The sequence below is a fragment of the Ruegeria marisflavi genome, from assembly GCF_025673445.1.
In the GTDB taxonomy this organism is placed as follows: Bacteria; Pseudomonadota; Alphaproteobacteria; order Rhodobacterales; family Rhodobacteraceae; genus Ruegeria_B; species Ruegeria_B marisflavi.
In genome coordinates this window covers 36,258-54,809 of the sequence record NZ_JAOVQN010000027.1, presented here as the reverse complement: position 1 = coordinate 54,809, position 18,552 = coordinate 36,258, and the positions used below count along the sequence as shown (strand labels likewise).

Here is an 18,552-nt window from a genome sequence, read left to right as displayed (position 1 = left end):
GTCTCGCCGGCTTTCCGCAACTCTATCTGTTGGACCCTGATCTCAACACGATTGAAGTGAACGCGGCGCCGATGCCGACAGAAACTTGGGGTTCCATCTCTACCGCTACCGAATTGAGCTCGACGTAATCATCCGAGCCATCTGGTCAGATGTCCACGTTGGCGCCGTGAGCCGACAAGGGCGTGGAGGAGCCAGTGCCCGCTCCGCGGGACGGAACTGCCGTTGGCGACTGCGCCCAGTGCTATTGTTTGCCTCCATCTACGGCGGGGCGATTTATCGGATTGTTTCGGCGGTTTCCGGACCGAACGTGTTCTTGATTTCGGAGACGAGGTCGGCAGGGAAACCACCCTCTTTGGCGTGACGATATATGTCTTCAGCGCTGTTCGCTTCGTGAATACAATACAGCTTGTCACCAGCGGCATAGGTGTGATGCCAGACATATGGAACGCCAAGCCCATCGACCACTGAATTCGATTTGGCCGAGATTTTGCACAGCTCTTCACGGCTCAGCTTTTCGGCTCCGGGAACATTTCTTTCGACTATAAATTTGGGCACGTGGGTCTCCTTTGTGTCGAGGGGTTCGATTTTTGTGGCGATGTCGCGCCTTGCGGGTCAGGTTCAGAGGGCTCGCGTTACGCGGCCACCTTGGGAAGGGCATGACTGTTCATTGACTTTTTGTATGCCGGCCGTTCGGAAGCTGACGTGTAAACGACTGTGATCTTCGGATGTGTTGAGAACAGCCTCTCCCTGTCCGCGGGCCATTCAGTGAGCATTGAAAGATAGTAATCCAGTGCTGAAAACCCACTTTTCAGGAACGTTTTCTGACCCGAAATACCGTCTTCCATCAGGTCGAAAAAAATGTTCAGATCGGCCAATCCCTTCTCTTCCACCTCAGCGATGGCAGCATCGGACCTGGCATATCTCTCCGGGTGGTTCCAACGAGAAACGGTTGGATATCCGGTGGAGGTCATCACGTTCAACCAAAACAAAAATTCTGGTCTATCCGCGTCTGTCGACTGCGGCGACAGGCGGGCTTTCGGAAAAGTCTCGCAAAGATAAGTCACAATTGCGCCAGTCTCACCAATGGTTTTTCCATTTGGAAGTGTGAGAGCGGGCACGCGCCCCGTCGGGTTGATGTCGAGGTAAGCGGGCTTCTTGTGGTCGCCGGAACTCATGTCCACGTGGCGCTGCTCAAACTCTGCCTCAACCTCGTGCAGCAGTGCCTGCGCGACAATTGAACCCGCCATGTATTCCCAATGAAGAACGTACATTATGCGCCTTCTCCTATAGAATTTCTTTTCCGCATTCACTGTTCAAAGTCATATTTTAACCATAAATGGCTCGCTTGCACGTCAGAATATCCTTGGAGGAACTAAAGCTTTAATTTAATGGTGCCGAATGTTTTTAACTCATCTGAACGCCTTGCGAGCACTCGAAGCGACACTTCGCCTTGGCAGCTTTTCCGAAGCGGCAACTGAACTTGGCGTAACGCCGGCCGCTGTTGGACAGCGCGTTAGGACATTGGAGGAATACCTTGGCAGGGAGCTCTTCATTCGAACTCCATCCGGACTCAAGGCGCAAGAAGATGTACGAAATGTCGAAACGCTTCTAACAAATAGCTTCTCTGGTTTGGCTGCGGCGCTGAACGAGCTGAAGAACCGTAATCCTGGATCACGCATTTCCGTCACCTTGCCTGCGTCTTTTGTTGAGAACTGGCTGACTTCATTGATCTCAGAGTTCTACCAACGTCACGCGTCAGTCGATATGCGTTTGGATGCCTCCAACCGGGATGTTGACCTCGCGACCGAAAATTTCGATTTTGCGGTGCGCTATGGCGCGCCTCCAGGGGATCAACTGGAAGGGGTTGTATTGTTCGGTGACTATGTTCTTCCAGTCTGCTCTCCAGAGTTCGCCCGACAGCACGCCATTAATCCTTTTTCTCGTTCATTGAAGAACATCCCTTTAATCCATGTAACCGATCGGACCAAGGATCCTAGCTGGGTCGGTTTCGACGGTTGGGGCCAAGCATTCGGCTTCGATGAAGAGCATCTCGGCCAAGGCGTGCATTTTTCAAAAGTCAGTTCCGGACTGCAAGCGGCGATAGCTGGGCAAGGTCTTGTCCTGTGTGGACTGGTTGAAGCCTTCAATTCAATACGCTCTGGCCTGTTGGTCGCGCCATTCGGGCCAAAAATGAGCTGCAAGACAGACGGGATGTACAGGTTGCTTTGGGTGCGAGACCACCCCATGGGCAAGATACAGCGGGATTTCAGGGAGTGGCTTCTGGAGAAAGCTGCGGTACTTAAAAACGAAAGCGAAAGTTTTCTGAACGGCGGCTTCGAATGATTAAATGGTGATAGACCGCTCTGGGCTCAAGGCGGTCATCTGACTCTTTTTATCGGATGACTGGATCACGATGGATACTCCGGCGTCGCTTCCGGTCCGTGCTTCCGGTCCAGCATCGCCTCTACGATGTCTGGCGCCAACAGGGTGAGCCGTCGGCCGCGCGTCATTTAGGACAGCGCAATCCCCTCGCGCTCGGCCAGTTCGAGGATGGTGGCAAAGTCCCCAGATTCCATCATGGACCAGTTTGGTGACAGGGTTGCGCGTTTGTGCGGCGCCTTCCGGCATCTGAGTCGCCTTCAGCCCGCCACGCATTACGAAGTGGAACTGATAGTAAAGCGGGCGACTTTCGGTCGGCCGGAGGTACATATTCTTTCTCGGCATCCCTCAAACCCCCTGCCACACATTCGCCTTGCGTTCCCCGTATGTCCGGCGATCTGCCACACAAAACGGGGTAACGGAAAAGCCGCGAATGTTTTTTATTTCAGTTGGTTAGGGCAAATCAGTGCAGCGATTTGCGCATTGGGTATCCCAGGATCCACCTGCCGCGTCGGGCCGGTCCCGCCGGTTGCCAGCCGCGCCTGTCATAGAACGCGCGCGCGGTTGCCGTGCTGGTCAGCACCCCATCGTTGGCCCCCAGCGCGCGCAACCTTTCCTCCAGCCCGGCCAGCATTGCCGTGCTGGCCCCGGTGCCGCGAAAGCCTGGATCGACATAGTTCAGCGTGATGCGCCCGGTCCCGCCTGCGGGGTCGAGATCCGACAGCGCGCCGACAGCGGCCGTCTGACCGGCCCGGATCAAAATCCAGAACTCCGATCCCTCCACTGTCATCTGGTCGCGCAACCCCCCGGGCGTCTTGTTGGCGGACCACCGCGCGATGGCCTCCTTGTCGCCGCCATGATCGGCGCCGCACAGGTCCGAGATCGACCGAACCAGCACCTGCGACATGTCGAACACGTCAAACGGTGTCGCCCGCCGCAGGATGTCCTCCGTTCGAGCCGGGGAAAACGCCTGGGATATCCCGCGCTTGTTTTGGATCATTCCGAATGCTGCGGCGCGTGGCGCGACGGGGCCAGATATGGCCGCGTGACGTCCTTCAATGTCACGTCCAGCGCCTCGACCGACAGCCGGATCGCCCCGTCCCCGGCAACGGTCAACAAGACCTCGCCGGCACAATCGTCACCAGGCTCGAAGGAGACCGACAACAGCGACAGGATCATGTCCTTGTCGGTGCGGTCGATACCCTGGCTCGCCACGCCCAGAACATTGTCGAACACCAAAATCGACTGCACCCGCTCATAACCGCGCCCGCGCCGCTCGGCCTTGTCGCGATCCTCCCACCGGAACCGGTTCAGTAACAGGGCAAACCGCCGGTCCGAGGCCCGCCATGTCATCTCGGTCACCGGCAGCACGGCATCCTGCACCAGCGACGAAATGATCTTGAGATCGTCGGAATCCTCTGCCCCCAGGTTCAGCGGGGCCTCCCTGCCATCTTCAAAACTTGCGTCCACCATTCGTTCCTGATCCGTTCGATTCTCGCACCCGAGGATTCGAGCCCGTCCAACACATGTTCATATCACCGGTCCCGATGATAGACCCTGCCACCCTGTGTCCCACCTGTTTCGGCCCACCTCGCAGCATCCCGCGCCCTGTCCCAGACCACCCAGCTATCCCGGCCTAGTCCGTGTCCTCTGCCTTTTCTTCCTCCGACGACGACCGGGCCCGCGCCTGTGCCTTGCGCCGCGCCAGATTCGCCTTGAGCGCCGCCTTGAGCCGGTCCTCGCGGGTCTCTTTGCCGCGTTTCGCCTTCGGGTGGGATTTTTCCTCTGCCATGGCCTTTCTCTACAGGAGGCTAAAAAAACCGTCCAGATGCCCTTGCGCGCCGTTTCGTTTGAGTCTAATCACCCGCTCACCCCGCTGCCGTAGCTCAGGGGTAGAGCACTCCCTTGGTAAGGGAGAGGTCGAGAGTTCAAATCTCTCCGGCAGCACCACTTAACACATTGAAAATAAATTTAAAAATTAAACTTTACCCTGTGGATAACTCTGGGAGAATCTGTGGATAAGTGTGCGATTTGCACCTATTTGCACCCATTTTCACCCAAACGTGGTGCAAAATCCGTGCAAGTTATCTTCGATTCTACCTCAAAATTTTTTGATTAGTAGCCTTGCATCGTAGCGTTTTCCGTTTTCCGTTTTCCGCTTGCTAGTGGCTGAAACTACTACGTCCAACCTCGTTCTTTTGTTGCCGCAGCAAATTCCTTTCTAAAAAATGATGTGGAACGTATTGCAAGGCTTGTGTGAAAGACGGTCAACGCAGCTTACTCGGCCTGACCTGCCCTACGAAACAGTGCTCCCTGAGGTAGCCATCGAGGCGTTCGAGCGTGAATTCGTGTTTGTCCATCCACTCGTTGACCTTTTCGCCGGGGTGATACTCCGTCGCGCTGAATTCGATATTGTGCTGACGCAGAAAAACGATTGCGCACAAAAACCCCGTCCTTTTGTTGGCATCAACAAACCCGTGGCTAGTGGAGATGCCGTGCCAATAGTAGGCGGCGATCAAGATGATGTCGGCTTCTTCCTGATAGTCTGCTGCGAGGGCGGGGCGACCTATCGCACCTAGAAGATCGTCCCTTTTTGAAAGACCCTCTAGGCCTCCAGTTCTCAGGGCAACTCTGTCATGGATTCTGATCACGTCTTCCTCGGTGAGGTAGTCTACCTCACCTAGTTCTCGCACCAATGGAAATGGCATTAGGCGAGAAGTCTCATCGTGCCCTTGAACCTCTTTTCAACTTCATCAGCGATATCGTCGATTGCCCTACGACGTTCTTCTGGGTTCATCTTGTCAGAAGAAGGAGCCACGATTTCAAAGTCGATTTGGGGAAGGGATTTGGACATGACAGAATGGTCGTACCCAACACGCTTGTAGGTCACGAAACGCATTTTATTCTTAGATTTTCTGGACTGTGCCATATCAGTTCGTCCTTTTCCCTACTGCCAAGATAGTGGAGCTAGTCCTTACAATCAATCAACGAACGCTTGAAAATCCTATTTGTGGCTCCCGGCGACCTCTTGTGCACTCTGCTTCGGTTTCCCCTAAAGAATCTCTGCGCCTCGTTTGTGCCGGGTTAGATTTCAGCGAACAGCTGACATACATATTGAAATGCAACGCACTTTTTTGTGTGCTTCGATCGCTTTTGGTTCCTCGCGCACAAGTCGTTCACTTGCTGCCTAAAGCCTGCACTAGCCAAGAATACCATACAGCAACCTGTGAAAATTGCGTGCAATCACTCATTTAACTCCCAATAAGGAGCTGATTTTAAAGGAAAATATGAAATTTCCGTTGCCCTTGGTAAGGGAGAGGTCGAGAGTTCAAATCTCTCCGGCAGCACCATCAACCCACCTTGAAATCTAACAAGAAGCCGCGACGCGCGTTTAGTGCGCCTGATTTTTTCGACACGAATGGGCATGCTTGCGGTTGTGACAACGGTGGGTGGTCAGATTCAGTCGGAACAGGTCGCTTTGCAGGATAGGCTTTTGCGGCGAAAGCGCGCAAAGCCCGGCACGCAGGCAGACCTGGCGGTAGGCAAACGGCTGCGGACAGGTGGCCGGGGTCGCTTGCCGCCACTGAATATCTCGCCAAATCCAAAGGAAAATCCTATCGTGAGCCAACACCACAACAACTTTGGCAAAGGGTGGTAAGGAAAGAGATGTGAGACCCGACACCCGGTACGCACTCAGCGGAGATCTTAGCATCGCCTACCAGGTTTTTGGCGAAGGTGACGAGGATCTTGTCCTCGTTCCGGGCTGGGTTTCAAATGTCGATCTGTTCTGGGATGAGCCGGTCGTTGCGCGCTTTCTCACCGAACTCTCAAGCTTTTGTCGCGTCATTCTGTTCGACAAACGCGGTACCGGTCTTTCGGACCGGGGTTCTGGCGCCGCCACCCTCGAAGAACGGATGGATGATGTCCGGGCCGTCATGGATGCGGTCGGCTCGCAAGGCGCCACGATCTTTGGCTATTCCGAAGGCGGCCCGATGAGCGTGTTGTTCGCCGCCACCTATCCGGACCGCACCCGCGCGCTGGTTCTGGCGGGCAGTTACGCCAACCGGCGCGCGCGCGCGAATTACCCCCAAGGCGTGTCCGAGGCCGATTTCTCCATTCTGGTCGAGAGCGTTCGCGCAAATTGGGGCACCCCGCTGGACATCGAGCGGCGCATTCCCAGCCTTGCGGATAACCCCAGGTTCCGCAATTGGTGGGCCCGGTTTCTGCGCGGCGGCGCCTCGCCCGCGGCGGCCCTGGCTTTGCTACGGATGAACCTTGATATCGACGTGCGGCCGATCCTTGCTTCGGTGCAGGCGCCCAGTTTGATTCTGCACGCGGTACGGGATCGGGTCGTTGCCTGTTCGAACGGGCGCTATCTGGCCGCGAACATCCCGAATGCCCGGATGGTCGAGATCGACGCCGACGATCATGTTCCCTTCACCGAGACCTCGGAACGCGTCTTGTCCGAGATCCGGCAATTCGTCACCGGGCAGGCGAGACGCCAGATCGAGGAACGGGTTCTGGGAACCATCATGTTCACCGACATCGTCGGGTCGACCAGCCTCGCACACAAGGTCGGAGACAGGGACTGGACCGACACGCTGGCAGCGCATCATGACGAGGTCAGAAACCAGCTTGAAATCTTTGGTGGGCGCGAGGTCAAGACCACCGGCGACGGGTTTCTTGCGATGTTCGACGGCCCGGCACGGGCGGTCCGCTGCGGGCATTCCATTCAATCCGCCGTGGAGGCGATCGGCCTCAAGGTCCGCATCGGCCTGCATACCGGCGAGTGCACCATCTCAGGCGATGACGTCGCCGGAATAGCGGTACACATCGCGGCCCGCATCGGTGGCATGGCCGAAGCCGGACAGGTCCTTGTGTCACAAACCGTGCGCGATCTGGTGGCCGGGTCCGGCCTGATCTTCGACAATCTGGGCGTGCAGGAGTTGCGGGGCGTTGACGGCCAGTGGTCGATCTGCGCCGCAAGATCGAAGTAGGCCCGGACCGGGCAACCGGTGCGGAATGGCCTCTCAGGGCCTGTACAAAACGGTCAATCCCCCCTTGGAGCCCGGTACAAAACGGTCAAAATGCCGGTTTGCCTCAGTCCTCGAAGGTGGTCTTGTGAGCAGGAAAGACCATGCGCAGATGCGCCATGGTCAGGCGCAACCCTTCCTCGATCGAGAAGCTTTCGGGGGTCAGGTACAATTTTTGCCAGAACCCGTCGGTCAGTGAATCGATGCAGAACGCCACGTCGCGCGCCTCGGTTTCCGAGGCATTCGGTAACAGTTCGCGGCACAATTCATAGAGCGCCGCCCCCCGCTGGACATCGAAATCCCGCGCACTTTCGGCATAGCGCGGGCGGAAACTCGCCTCGCCCCAGAACGAGAACCAGACCGCCAGCGCTTCGCGGTTGCACACCACCGGCGAGAAGTCGGCGCGGATCAGTGCCGCCAGCCGTTCCGCCGGCTCGGCTCCGGCCTCTGCCACCGCGTTGCGCCAGGTGTCGGCATAGATCGAATACTGGTACTCCAGCGCGGCGGCCAACAACATGTCTTTGCTTTTAAAATAAAAAACAGCGACGCCTTGGGACAGTCCAGCCGCATTCGCAACCGTTGCCAGCGTGGTTCGGGACAACCCGTTCTCAACGACCGAACGCAGGGTTGCCTCGATCAACTGCTTGCGGCGGCGGTCGGCATTGTCCTTGCGTTCCTTGCGTTGCCGGGGCGGCGGCGGGGCTTTTGTGGTCATCCTGGCGGCTCCCGGTTTTCCATGTCGCATCTCTATCCTGTCCGTTCGCATGAATAAAGTAGCCTAAAATTTATTTGAGCGCTCAAAAAACTTTACGAAACCCGCGCGCCGGGGTATTCCTTAATCAACAAGAGGGAGCACGCGATGGGGCGTCACGACCGATATGATGCAATAATCGCCGGGGCAGGCCACAATGGCCTGACCACGGCCTGCTACCTGGCCAAGGCCGGGCTCAAGGTTCTGGTGGTCGAGAAAAACGACTGGATCGGCGGCGCCGCCGTCAGCCGCTCGCTGCACCCCGGCTGGACCTATTCGAACTGTTCCTATGTCTGTTCTTTGTTGCGGCGCGAGATCGTGCGCGACCTTGAATTGCCGCGCTTCGGGCTTCAGGTCATCCCTTACGAGGGCGGCGCGACCTTTACCCCCGATGGCGACTATTTCGCCTATTATTCCGGTCACGATGCCCTGCGGCGCGAGATCGCCCGGCACGAACCGCGCGATGTAGATGCCTATGAGCGGTTCAGCCAGACGGTGATGCGGCAATGCCGGTTCATCCGGCCATTCCTGCTCAGAACCGCGCCCGATCCGGCGCGGATGCGTCCGCGTGATATTTCAGAGCTGGCCTATCTGGTGCGCAAGGTGCACGGGCTGGGCGCGCGCGAGATCGGCGAGACGCTGCGGTTCTGGACCATGTCGATCGGCGATTTCCTGGACGAGCATTTCGAGAATGACCTGATCAAGGCGCATCTGGCCGGATCGGGGATCATAGGAACCGGGCTGGGTGTCTATTCGCCAGGGTCCGCCTATGTGCTGCTGCATCATTATATGGGGGATGTCGACGGAACCATCGGCGCCTGGGGGTTTGCCCGGGGTGGCATGGGGTCGATCAGCCGCGCGCTGGGATTGGCGTTTGAAGAGGCGGGCGGCACCATCGTGACCGGCTCAGGTATCGACAAGTTCCTGACCAAGGGCGGCAAGGTAACCGGTGTCGCGCTGGAAAACGGCGATACCTACGAGGCGCCGGTTGTCGCCTCGAACATGGATGTCAAGCGGACCTTCCTGGAACACACCGACCGCGACGACCTGCCGGGCGATTTCCTGCGCGCGGTCGAGCGGTTCAAGATCCGGGGGTCGTCGGGCAAGCTGAACATCGCGCTGGATCGCATGCCCGAGTTTCCGGCCGCACCCGCCGGTGCGCCGTTCCTGCGGGGCGACATGCATTGTTCGACCTCACTGGCCGAGCTTGAGCGTGCCTATGACGACTGGAAGGACGGCCGCTGGTCGCAAAGCCCCTATTTCGACATGCTGATCCCCAGTCAGATCGACCCGACCATGGCGCCGCCGGGCAGCCATATGATGACCGTCTTTGTGCAATACGCGCCCTATGATCTTGAGGTCGACGGCGTGCGCGACGCCGCCAACTGGACCGAGGAACGCCGCCGCGCCTTTGCCGATTGCGTGTTGGACAAGATGTCGATTGCCTGCCCCGACATCAAAGAGCGCGTGCAGCACGTAGAAATCCGCTCGCCGCTGGAGATCGAAAACGAGGTCGGGCTGACCGAAGGCAATATCTTCCAGGGCGAGTTGACCTTTGACCAGTTGCTCTTCAACCGGCCGGTGCCGGGCTATGCCGACTATCGCTCGCCGATCCGGGGTCTCTATCTGGTGGGATCGTCCGCGCATCCCGGTGGTGGGGTCATGGCCGCACCCGGGGCGAACGCCGCGCGCGAAATCCTGATCGACCTGGGCCGCCGCAGCGGGCTGCCGGCCGAAGCCGCGTGAGGAGGCGAGCGATGGAACAGTTCGATGCGATCGTGATCGGGGCGGGGCACAATGGCCTGACGGCGGCGGCGGTTCTGGCGGGCAAGGGCAAAAAGGTCCTTGTGCTGGAGCGCAGTACCTCGCTGGGCGGCATGATGGCGACAGGAACGCTGAGCGGAGTTCAGCTGCCCCGTCTGGCCCATCTTCTTTACAACCTGAATCCGGCCGTGGTCGGGGATCTGGGTCTGAAACTGGATGCAAAACCTGTGCCCACGGTTGCCTTGTCCGAGGATGGTCGGCACGTGGTGATGGATGGAGCCGAGGTCCGGTTCGCCGATGGCACAGCACATCCGGATGCCGCGGCCTTTGCGACCTTGTACCAAAGGCTTGTACGGTTTGGTACCTTGCTGGGCCAGCTTGCACAGGCGGCGCCGCCGGACCTGTCCGGGTCGCTGAGTCTGGCACAGGCGGGTGAACTGGGCGCGCTGGCGCGTCTTGGTTTGCGGTTGCGTCTGATGGGCAAGGCCGAGATGCGCGAGTTCCTGCGGATCGTCCTGTCCAACGCGCAGGATCTGATCTTGGACGAATTGGCTGACGGGCCGCTGGCCGGTGCGCTGGCGGCGGATGCGGTGCGCGGGGCCTGGGCGGGGCCGTCGGCGCCGGGAACGGTGTTTTCGCTGATCTACCGTTTGGCGCAGGGCGGTGGCGCCGCCCTGCCCTCGGGCGGGATGGATGCGGTTGTGTCCGCGTTTGCCGGATCGGCAGAGACCCGGGGCGCCACCATCCGGACCGGCGCCGCCGTCCAGCGGATCGTCGTCGAAGGTGATCGGGTCACGGGCGTCGAGCTGGCCGATGGCACACGGGTATCGGCGACGATGGTCTTGTCGACGGCGGGTGCGGCGCAAAGCATGCTGCTGGCCGGTCACGAGAGCTATGATATCGAGGCAGTCCGCAGGTTGCGCAACTTCCGCACCAAGGGGACGGCTGCCAAGGTGAACCTGGTTCTGAGTGGTGCGCCCGAGTTCAGCGGTCTTTCACGTGAACAGGCATCCGGGCGTCTGTTGATCGCACCGTCTGTTCGGGCGGTTGAGAGGGCCTTCAACCCGGTAAAATATGGCGAAACTTCCAAAGCACCGGTCATCGAGACGGTGGTGCCGACGCTGACCGCGCCGGATGCGTCCGGCAAACATGTTGTCTCGGCGGTTGTTCAATATGTCCCTTATGCCCCCGACGGCGGCTGGACCGGTACCGCGCGCCAGATTGTGATCGATCAAGTCGTCGGCGCCCTGGACCGGTTCGCGCCGGGACTTGCCGGTATGGTCGCGGCCAGCGAATTGCTGACACCTGGCGATATCGAGTCTGAGACCGGTGCGCCGGGTGGGCATTGGCATCATGGCGAGATGAGTTTCGATCAGCTCCTGTCGGTGCGCCCTGCCAATGGGCTGGCCCAATACCGCTTCGGCCCGGCGGGACTGTACCTTGCAGGGGCGGCGGCGCACCCGGGTGGCGATGTCACGGGCGCACCGGGCCGGAACGCCGCGCTGAAGGCACTGAAGGAGATGGCGGCATGAAGGATACACGCCACGATTTTTCGCCCGAACATGTCCCGCTGGGCCTGATCCCGACGCCGTTCCAACCCCGGCTGGAGCTGTTAAGCCGGACCAAGGACTGGATGAATTGGGCGGGTTACATCTCGCCCGCCGTGCTGGACACGATGGAGTTCGAGTATTTCGCGATCCGAAATCAAGCGACGCTGTTCGATATCTCGCCCATGCACAAATACCGGATCTCGGGTCCCGAGGCGCTGGCGATGCTTAACCGGCTTGTGACCCGCGATGTGCGGAAACTGGCGCCGGGGCGCGTCGCCTATGTGATGTGGTGCGACGAGGATGGCATGGTGATCGACGACGGAACACTCTTCCGGCTGTCGGAAACCGAGTTCCGCCTGTGTTGCCAGGAACCGCAGTTCTCGTGGCTGTTGGATGCGGCCTGGGGCTATGATGCTCAGATCGAGGACGAGTCTCACAATGTTGCGGGTCTGTCGTTACAAGGGCCGACCTCGGCCTCGGTGTTGCGCGGCGCCGGGTTCGAGATTGACACTCTCCGCCCGTTTGACCTGGCCGAGGTCGAGCCGGGGTTGGTGATCTCTCGTACCGGGTTTACCGGCGATCTTGGATATGAACTGTGGATCTCGCCGGACCGCGCATTGGCACTGTGGGATCGGCTGTGGGATGCGGGGCAGACCTGGGGCATTCGCGCCATCGGCTATCACGCGCTGAACATGGCCCGCATCGAAGCCGGGTTCATTGCCGCTGGTGTTGAGTTTCAACCGATCCATCATACGTTGCGACTGCATCGCGGGCGAACGCCCTTGGAACTGGGTTTTGCCTGGCTGGTCGATTTCGACAAGGGGCATTTCAACGGTCGCCGCGCGCTGGTGGCTCAAGCCGAGTGTGGCCCACGTTCCATGATCGTCAAGCTCGACATCGGCGGTTTCAAACCGGCTGCGGACGCGCTGATCTATCACCGAAAGAAACGCGAAGTCGGACATGTCACCTCGGCCATGTGGTCACCAACGCTCAAGCGCAATGTCGCGCTGGCCGAGATCCGCACGCCCTTTGGTACCGACAAAACCAACGACCTCTGGGTCGAAATCTATCTCAATCAGGAAGGCGTCTGGCAGCGCCGCATGGCGGGCGCGACCGTTTTGTCGCAGCCGTTCTTCCGCAACCCCCGCGCCCGGGCGACGCCGCCGGCCGCATTTTGAAGAAGCAAGAAGAGCAAATCATGTCTGGAGCTCATTTGAAACCCATCAGCAACAGCCCCTCGGTCGAAGATCTGCACGAGTGGGACCGCCTGCACAACCTCAAACCGTGGTCGATGATGAACACATGGCGCGAGGAAGACGGGCAGATCATCGACCGGGGTGATGGCATCTATATGTGGGACAGCCACGGCCGCCGGATGATCGACGGCCCGGGTGGCATGTGGTGTGTGCAGATCGGCCATGGACGGCAGGAAATGGCGGATGCCATCGCCGACCAGGTGATGAAACTCGCCTATTCCTCTCCTTTCTCGACAGGAACTGAACCAGCCGCGATCCTGGCGCGCAAGCTGGCCGAATTTGCGCCGGGTGACCTGAATACCGTGTTCTTTACCACCGGTGGGTCGACGGCCGTTGATACGGCGCTGCGCGCGATGCATTTCCTGAACAACCGGCGTGGCATGCCGGACAAGAAGATCGTGATCTCGCGCGAACGCGCCTATCACGGGTCGACCTACCTGTCAGCGACCGTATCCGGCAAGGAACGCAATCGCACCCGGTTCGACAAGGAAAACCGGCTGGTGCATTTCCTTCCCGATGTCGACCCTTATCGCCGCCCCGAGGGTATGAGCATCGAGGCGTTCTGTGATCAGAAGGTCGATGATCTGGAACAGGCGATTCTGGAGCTTGGTCCGGAAAACGTGGGCGCCTTCATCGCGGAACCGATCCTGTGTTCCGGCGGTGTGATCGTGCCGCCACCGGGATATCACAAGCGCACGCTGGAGGTCTGCCGCAAGCATGACGTGCTCTATATCTCTGACGAAGTAGTGACCGGTTTTGGCCGCCTGGGGCATTGGTTCGCGTCCGAACCCGTGTTCGACGTTGTGCCCGACATGATCACCTGCGCCAAGGGCCTGACCTCAGGCTACCTGCCGCTTGGCGCCTGCATCATTTCGGACCGGATCATGGAACAGATGACCGGTCCCGAGGAGGTTCTGTTCTCGAACGGGTATACCTATTCGGCGCATCCCGTCAGCTGCGCCGCCGCGCTGAAGAATATCGAGATCATGGAGCGCGAGGATATCCTGGGCCACGTGCGCGAGGTCACGCCCTATTTCCAGGAACGGCTGCGCAGTTTCGAGAATTTCCCGATCGTGGGCGATCTGCGTGGTATGGGTCTGCTGGGTTGCATCGAGGGTAAGGCGGCCGAAGGCCGGTCTTCGTTGGCTCAGGACAGCGATTTCGGCACCCGGTTGGACACGATCTGTGAAGAGAACGGTCTGCTGCTGCGACCGCTTATCAACATGGCTGTATTCTCGCCGCCATTGATCATCTCGAAACCTCAGATTGACACCATGTTCGACATCATCGAGGGCGCGCTGGAACAGGTTTCGCGAGAAATGGGGATTGATGGTTGATCCGCTTGGATTTCGCTTTTGCTCGGACTGCTCAAAAAGCTTGTCTGGGCGCCGCATCGCCCCATTAAGTCGGGGGTGCGGGTGCTTGGCATGCGATTCGGGGCACACCCGAATGAGGTCGTAGAGAAGAATACAAAAGGACCAAAACAGGGAGAAAACTGATGAAACACCTCAGAAATGCATTGCTGGTTTCGGCCAGTTTGGTGGCAGGAGCCGCTTATTCCGGAGACGCCGAACTGATCGTGTTCGACTGGGCCGGTTATGAAGATCCCGAGTTTTACGTCGACTTCACCGAGAAACACGGTGACGCTCCGACTTTTGCCTTCTTCTCGGACGAGGAAGAAGCCTTTCAGAAACTGCGGGCCGGTTTCAAAGCGGATGCGGCGCATCCCTGTTCCCAGTCGGTACCGAAATGGATGGAAGCCGGATTGCTGGCACCCATCGACACGTCCAGGATCACAGAATGGGACAACCTGGAACCCGGGTTCCGGGATATCAAGGCATATTGGAAGGACGGCAAGCCCTATTTCGTTCCGGTCGATTGGGGCAACACCGCCATGACGTATAACACCGAGCTTCTCAAACCCGAGGATGTGCAATCGTTGAAAGCCTTTGCCGATCCCAAACATGCGGGCCGCGTGTCTATCGGCGACAGCGTCGACGATGCCTATGCCCTGGCATTTTTGGCAACCGGTGTGAACGACTGGACCAATGTGACCGACGCGCAGATTGATGCCGCTTCGGATTTCCTGCGGCAGGTTCACCAGAACTTGCGGGCCTATTGGAGCAGCGGATCGGAACTGGCGCAGATGATGCAGAGTGGCGAGGTTTACCTTGCCTGGGCGTGGAACGAGACCTTTGCGACCATGAGTGCCGAGGGCCACCCGATCGCGATGAAGCGAGACACAGACGAAGGGTCGTCGAGCTGGGTTTGCGGATACTCTAAACTGGCAGATGCGCCGGGCAGCGAAGACAAGTTCTATGATTTCGTGAACGCCTGGCTGGCGCCAAGGACTGCTGATTATATCGTGTCGGCCTGGGGTTACGGACATTCCAATGCCAAAGCAATGGACAAGATGAATGTCGAAGATCTGGCCGCTGTCGGCCTGGAAACCTCGGACAATCTTCGGGCCGGTACGCTGTGGCAGGCACCTACAAGCCCGGAAGTGCGGGAACGTCTGATCGCCGATTTTGAGAAAATCAAAGCCGGCTTCTGACCTTTCCAAGCTGAAAAGAGGCCGCCCGGACAGTTTTCGGGCGGCCTTTGTTCATGCAATCGTGCGAAGGTAGGTTTCAACAAACCACTGGGTGTAGCTTTCCATCGGGGCAAAGGGGCCGGGTTCGTAGAACCGCGAATTCACTCCTTCCTGGTTCTTTTCGATGATCAGTTTGTCGCTTTCGGTGGTAACATCCCACAGCCAGGTCAAGCGATCCTTGTCATAATCGCGCCCTTCGACCGCGTCCTCGTGCACCAGCCAGATGATCTCCTGAATCGAGTTGTCCTTGTCCACGGGAACAAAGCGATAAAGAACGGCGTGATCGGCATAGACCAGCATCGGGTTCAGGATGCCGACATAGATGTCCGACGCCGCGTCATCCCACCCGGTGAGATCCCCCAGCAAGGGAGCCAGGGGCTTGCCGTCTTCGCTGCCGGTTTGGTATCCGTCGAACAAGGCATACCGGCGATAGTAGGTGTCGATCGACCCTGCCGGTTTGTTCGGCCCGGTCGCGTCAAGCAGTTCCGCCGGGGCACCTGTTTCCGCCGCTCTTGCGCCGACTTCGGCATTCAGGGGTTCGTGCAATCGGTCGGGCAGATGGATCACGTGGCTGCGCGAGAACTCGGGATGGGCCGATGTGCAGTGGTAGCACTCGTTGTAATTCTCAACGAGCAGCTTCCAGTTGGCGGCCACCGGATAAGAGGCCCGCGCCGCGATCTTTGTTCGGGCCAGACCAAAGGGGGCAACCATCGGTTCCAGCAACGTGCGGGTGGTCGAGAAATCCTCGGGCGTGTCCGACAAGGACACGTAGATCAGCCCGTGGAAGACCTCGACCGAGAACCGCTTCAACCCCAGATCGGCCTTCTTCGTTTCTGCTCCCATCAGGCGGGCTGAGAACAGGCTGCCATCCAGGTTATAGACCCAGGCATGATAAGGGCATGAAAAGCGGCTGACATTCCCGCGGGGCTCCAGACAGACGCGCGATCCGCGGTGGCGGCAGACGTTTGCAAGGGCGTGGAACGCCCCTTCGCGGTCACGGACCACGATCACGCTTTCACCCAATAGGTCGAACAACAGATAGTCGCCCGGATCCGGCAATTCGCTGATGTGCCCGGCAAGATGCCATTCCCGCAAAAAGACGCGTTCGACATCACGCTGGAAGACGGCGTCAGAGGTGTAAAAGGGCTGCTCCAGTGCGTAGCCGGGACTGTATGCCGCGATCAGATCGGTGACCTCATCCTGCCACGGAGTAAGATGCAGTGAGGGTTTTCCAGTCATGCTGAACCTCCTTTGTAGCGGGACGTTGGAAATCTGCCATCGTTTCAGCGAAAAACGATGATGGAGTCGGTAGCGAAACCGACACGCGCGGTCTCGCCCGGGCGCAGGACCGCCCGGCCTGCCGTGTTGCGCATGGAAATCGTGACCGGCGTTTCCAGACTGTTCAGCCTGACCGAATAATAGGTCATGTCGCCGTAATAGGATGTCTCGGTCACTTCGCCTTCGACGATGCGCTCGGCACTTGGGGCGCCGTCGATCAGGATGGTCATCATCTCGGGCCGCACGCCCACGCGGTGTATATCCTCGGGTTTCATGCCCTTGGGCAGGCCCGAGCGGGGAATGTCGATCTTTCCCAATGCCTGGACGTCGAGCGAAACATGGGTATCGGTCGATCCTGTGGCCTGTGCCCCGAGAAAGTTCATCACCCCGATAAAGGACGCAACCCTTTGATTTACTGGGCGGCGGTAGAGCTCTTCTGGCGTAGCCAGCTGCTCGATCTGCCCGTCAAACATCACGGCGATGCGGTCGGACATGATCAGGGCCTCCTCCTGGTCATGAGTCACCAGGATAAAGGTGATGCCGACCGAACGCTGCAACTGTCGCAGTTCCAGCTGCATCTGATCGCGCAGTTTCTTGTCGAGCGCGGACAGAGGCTCGTCCAGCAGAACGACCTTGGGCTTCATGATCAGCGCGCGGGCAAGGGCGACCCGCTGGCGTTGACCACCCGAGAGCGTATGGGCTGCGCGCGGGCCGTATCCGCCAAGATCGACCATCTCCAGCGCCTGTTCCACTTCGCGCTTGTATTCGGCCTTTGGCAGGCGGCGTTTCTTAAGCCCGTAGCCAACATTGTCGGCCACGCTGAGATGTGGAAAGATCGCATAACTCTGGAACACCATGTTGGTGGGCCGGTGGTTGGCCGCGATCCCTGCCATCGGTTTGTCATCTATGGTGATGGTTCCGGTCGTTGGGTCCTCGAACCCTGCGATCATCCGGAGAAGGGTCGTCTTGCCGCAGCCCGAGGGACCCAACAGCGAGAAGAACTCGCCCTCGCGAATGGTTGCCGTGATCCCCTTGAGGGCCTGGACGGAACCGAAACTCTTTGTGACGCCGTCCAGGTCGATGATCGTGCGTGCGTGCGGTTTTTCTGTATCGAGCATTTTCAGATCAGCCCTTCGGTTGTCGAGGCATCAAGACCGCGGCGTGTGGCCGAACGGCGGCGGAAGAATTCGGCAAGGATGAGCAGGACCACGGTCAGAGCCAGAAGGATGGTCCCCAGCGCCATGATGCTGGGCAGTTTTGCCGGAAAGCGCAGCTGGCTCCAGATGTACACGGGCAGGGTGACCTCGGTGCCGGTCAGGAAGAAGGCGATGATGAATTCGTCCAGCGAGATCGTGAAAGTGATCAGCAGACTTGAGATCACACCCGGCATGACCAGCGGAAATGTCACGCGGCGGAAGGTGCCCCAATGCGTCTCCCCAAGATCGAAAGACGCCTCCTCCATGCTTGGATCAAGGCCGCGAAAGGCGGAACTGAGGACTGCGATCGAAAACGGCGTGCAGATCAGGACATGTCCGAGAACGACCGTCCACAATGACAGGCTGAGGCCAAGCTGGATAAGAACGATCAGCAGTGACACAGCGATGATGATTTCGGGCAGGACGAGGGGAAGCATGACCAACCCCATGATCCCCCGTTGAAAGGGGAACGTGTACCGGGCGACGGCACGGGCGGCGAAAAGCCCCAGAACCGTACTGATGATCGCGGTTGAGACCGAAACAAGCATGCTGTTCCGGACCGCATTGTGCAGCGCCTCGGTCGTCCACAGGACCCCGAACCATTCTGTCGTGAAGCCGTTTAGCGGAAAGGCGATGATGGTAGAGCTGTTAAAGGCGAAGATGGGCAGCAGAACAACCGGTGCATAAAGAAACACCATGTAAGCGACCGCATAAAGGTTCAGCCAGTTCAATTTATTTCGACGGTTCGACAT

Annotated in this window: 18 protein-coding genes and 2 tRNA genes; 9 read left to right on the top strand and 11 right to left on the bottom strand. The window is 58.9% G+C overall.

Annotated features, from left to right (window positions below; genetic code table 11):
- Positions 1-273: 273 nt before the first annotated feature.
- Both OEZ49_RS20160 and OEZ49_RS20155 read right to left on the bottom strand, forming a co-directional pair.
- On the bottom strand, positions 274-555 hold the full coding sequence (locus OEZ49_RS20160) for a DUF4242 domain-containing protein (protein WP_263389975.1): 282 nt from the start codon (positions 553-555) through the stop codon (positions 274-276).
- A 77-nt stretch (positions 556-632) separates the two neighbouring features.
- Positions 633-1,271, bottom strand: coding sequence for a glutathione S-transferase family protein (locus OEZ49_RS20155; RefSeq protein WP_263389974.1), 639 nt, complete (start codon positions 1,269-1,271; stop codon positions 633-635).
- 127 nt (positions 1,272-1,398) lie between these two features.
- Here OEZ49_RS20155 and OEZ49_RS20150 point away from each other — a divergent pair, with 127 nt between their 5' ends.
- Positions 1,399-2,343, top strand: coding sequence for a LysR substrate-binding domain-containing protein (locus OEZ49_RS20150; protein ID WP_263389973.1), 945 nt, complete (start codon positions 1,399-1,401; stop codon positions 2,341-2,343).
- Between the two features lie 499 nt (positions 2,344-2,842).
- On the opposite strand, the gene OEZ49_RS20140 is transcribed toward OEZ49_RS20150, so the two are convergent.
- The 3 genes from OEZ49_RS20140 to OEZ49_RS20130 form a co-directional block, all read right to left on the bottom strand.
- Positions 2,843-3,379 (bottom strand): GNAT family N-acetyltransferase, encoded by a 537-nt coding sequence (locus OEZ49_RS20140; protein WP_263389972.1) that lies wholly within the window; start codon positions 3,377-3,379, stop codon positions 2,843-2,845.
- On the bottom strand, positions 3,376-3,852 hold the full coding sequence (locus tag OEZ49_RS20135; RefSeq protein WP_263389971.1) for a DUF2948 family protein: 477 nt from the start codon (positions 3,850-3,852) through the stop codon (positions 3,376-3,378). Before OEZ49_RS20135 ends, OEZ49_RS20140 begins: the two co-directional genes overlap by 4 nt.
- Before the next feature lie 163 nt (positions 3,853-4,015).
- Complete coding sequence (locus OEZ49_RS20130) at positions 4,016-4,171, bottom strand: hypothetical protein (RefSeq protein ID WP_263389970.1); 156 nt, start codon at positions 4,169-4,171, stop codon at positions 4,016-4,018.
- A gap of 83 nt (positions 4,172-4,254) precedes the next feature.
- Between OEZ49_RS20130 and OEZ49_RS20125 the strand changes: the two genes are divergently transcribed.
- Positions 4,255-4,329: transfer RNA gene (locus tag OEZ49_RS20125), tRNA-Thr, on the top strand.
- A gap of 317 nt (positions 4,330-4,646) precedes the next feature.
- Here the strand turns inward: OEZ49_RS20125 and OEZ49_RS20120 are convergent.
- Positions 4,647-5,087 carry a type II toxin-antitoxin system death-on-curing family toxin gene (locus OEZ49_RS20120; protein WP_263389969.1) on the bottom strand — a complete coding sequence of 147 codons (441 nt, stop codon included), beginning with the start codon at positions 5,085-5,087 and terminating at the stop codon, positions 4,647-4,649.
- Positions 5,087-5,308: a hypothetical protein gene (locus tag OEZ49_RS20115; protein ID WP_263389968.1), complete on the bottom strand. Its 222-nt coding sequence runs from the start codon at positions 5,306-5,308 to the stop codon at positions 5,087-5,089. Before OEZ49_RS20115 ends, OEZ49_RS20120 begins: the two co-directional genes overlap by 1 nt.
- Before the next feature lie 339 nt (positions 5,309-5,647).
- On the opposite strand from OEZ49_RS20115, the gene OEZ49_RS20110 reads away from it, so the two are divergent.
- Positions 5,648-5,729: transfer RNA gene (locus tag OEZ49_RS20110), tRNA-Thr, on the top strand.
- A gap of 318 nt (positions 5,730-6,047) precedes the next feature.
- The gene (locus tag OEZ49_RS20105) at positions 6,048-7,376 is read left to right on the top strand and encodes an adenylate/guanylate cyclase domain-containing protein (protein WP_263389967.1); all 1,329 of its coding nucleotides are present in this window, start codon (positions 6,048-6,050) and stop codon (positions 7,374-7,376) included.
- Positions 7,377-7,479: 103 nt separating this feature from the next.
- Here the strand turns inward: OEZ49_RS20105 and OEZ49_RS20100 are convergent, their stop codons facing one another.
- On the bottom strand, positions 7,480-8,127 hold the full coding sequence (locus tag OEZ49_RS20100; protein ID WP_263389966.1) for a TetR family transcriptional regulator C-terminal domain-containing protein: 648 nt from the start codon (positions 8,125-8,127) through the stop codon (positions 7,480-7,482).
- 144 nt (positions 8,128-8,271) lie between these two features.
- On the opposite strand from OEZ49_RS20100, the gene OEZ49_RS20095 reads away from it, so the two are divergent.
- The 5 genes from OEZ49_RS20095 (at position 8,272) to OEZ49_RS20075 (ending at position 15,287) form a co-directional block, all read left to right on the top strand.
- Complete coding sequence (locus tag OEZ49_RS20095) at positions 8,272-9,909, top strand: phytoene desaturase family protein (RefSeq protein ID WP_263389965.1); 1,638 nt, start codon at positions 8,272-8,274, stop codon at positions 9,907-9,909.
- Between the two features lie 11 nt (positions 9,910-9,920).
- Positions 9,921-11,459: a phytoene desaturase family protein gene (locus OEZ49_RS20090; RefSeq protein WP_263389964.1), complete on the top strand. Its 1,539-nt coding sequence runs from the start codon at positions 9,921-9,923 to the stop codon at positions 11,457-11,459.
- Positions 11,456-12,655 carry an aminomethyltransferase family protein gene (locus OEZ49_RS20085; RefSeq protein ID WP_263389963.1) on the top strand — a complete coding sequence of 400 codons (1,200 nt, stop codon included), beginning with the start codon at positions 11,456-11,458 and terminating at the stop codon, positions 12,653-12,655. Before OEZ49_RS20090 ends, OEZ49_RS20085 begins: the two co-directional genes overlap by 4 nt.
- Positions 12,656-12,675: 20 nt before the next feature.
- Positions 12,676-14,070 (top strand): aminotransferase, encoded by a 1,395-nt coding sequence (locus OEZ49_RS20080; protein ID WP_263389962.1) that lies wholly within the window; start codon positions 12,676-12,678, stop codon positions 14,068-14,070.
- A 161-nt stretch (positions 14,071-14,231) separates the two neighbouring features.
- Positions 14,232-15,287 (top strand): ABC transporter substrate-binding protein, encoded by a 1,056-nt coding sequence (locus tag OEZ49_RS20075; protein WP_263389961.1) that lies wholly within the window; start codon positions 14,232-14,234, stop codon positions 15,285-15,287.
- 51 nt (positions 15,288-15,338) lie between these two features.
- Here the strand turns inward: OEZ49_RS20075 and OEZ49_RS20070 are convergent, their stop codons facing one another.
- The 3 genes from OEZ49_RS20070 to OEZ49_RS20060 are packed head-to-tail and all read right to left on the bottom strand — an operon-like array spanning position 15,339 to position 18,552.
- A complete protein-coding gene (locus OEZ49_RS20070; RefSeq protein WP_263389960.1) occupies positions 15,339-16,565 on the bottom strand; it encodes an aromatic ring-hydroxylating oxygenase subunit alpha in 1,227 nt (408 codons plus the stop codon).
- 44 nt (positions 16,566-16,609) lie between these two features.
- Positions 16,610-17,722: an ABC transporter ATP-binding protein gene (locus OEZ49_RS20065; RefSeq protein ID WP_263389959.1), complete on the bottom strand. Its 1,113-nt coding sequence runs from the start codon at positions 17,720-17,722 to the stop codon at positions 16,610-16,612.
- A gap of 2 nt (positions 17,723-17,724) precedes the next feature.
- Positions 17,725-18,552 carry an ABC transporter permease gene (locus OEZ49_RS20060; protein WP_263389958.1) on the bottom strand — a complete coding sequence of 276 codons (828 nt, stop codon included), beginning with the start codon at positions 18,550-18,552 and terminating at the stop codon, positions 17,725-17,727.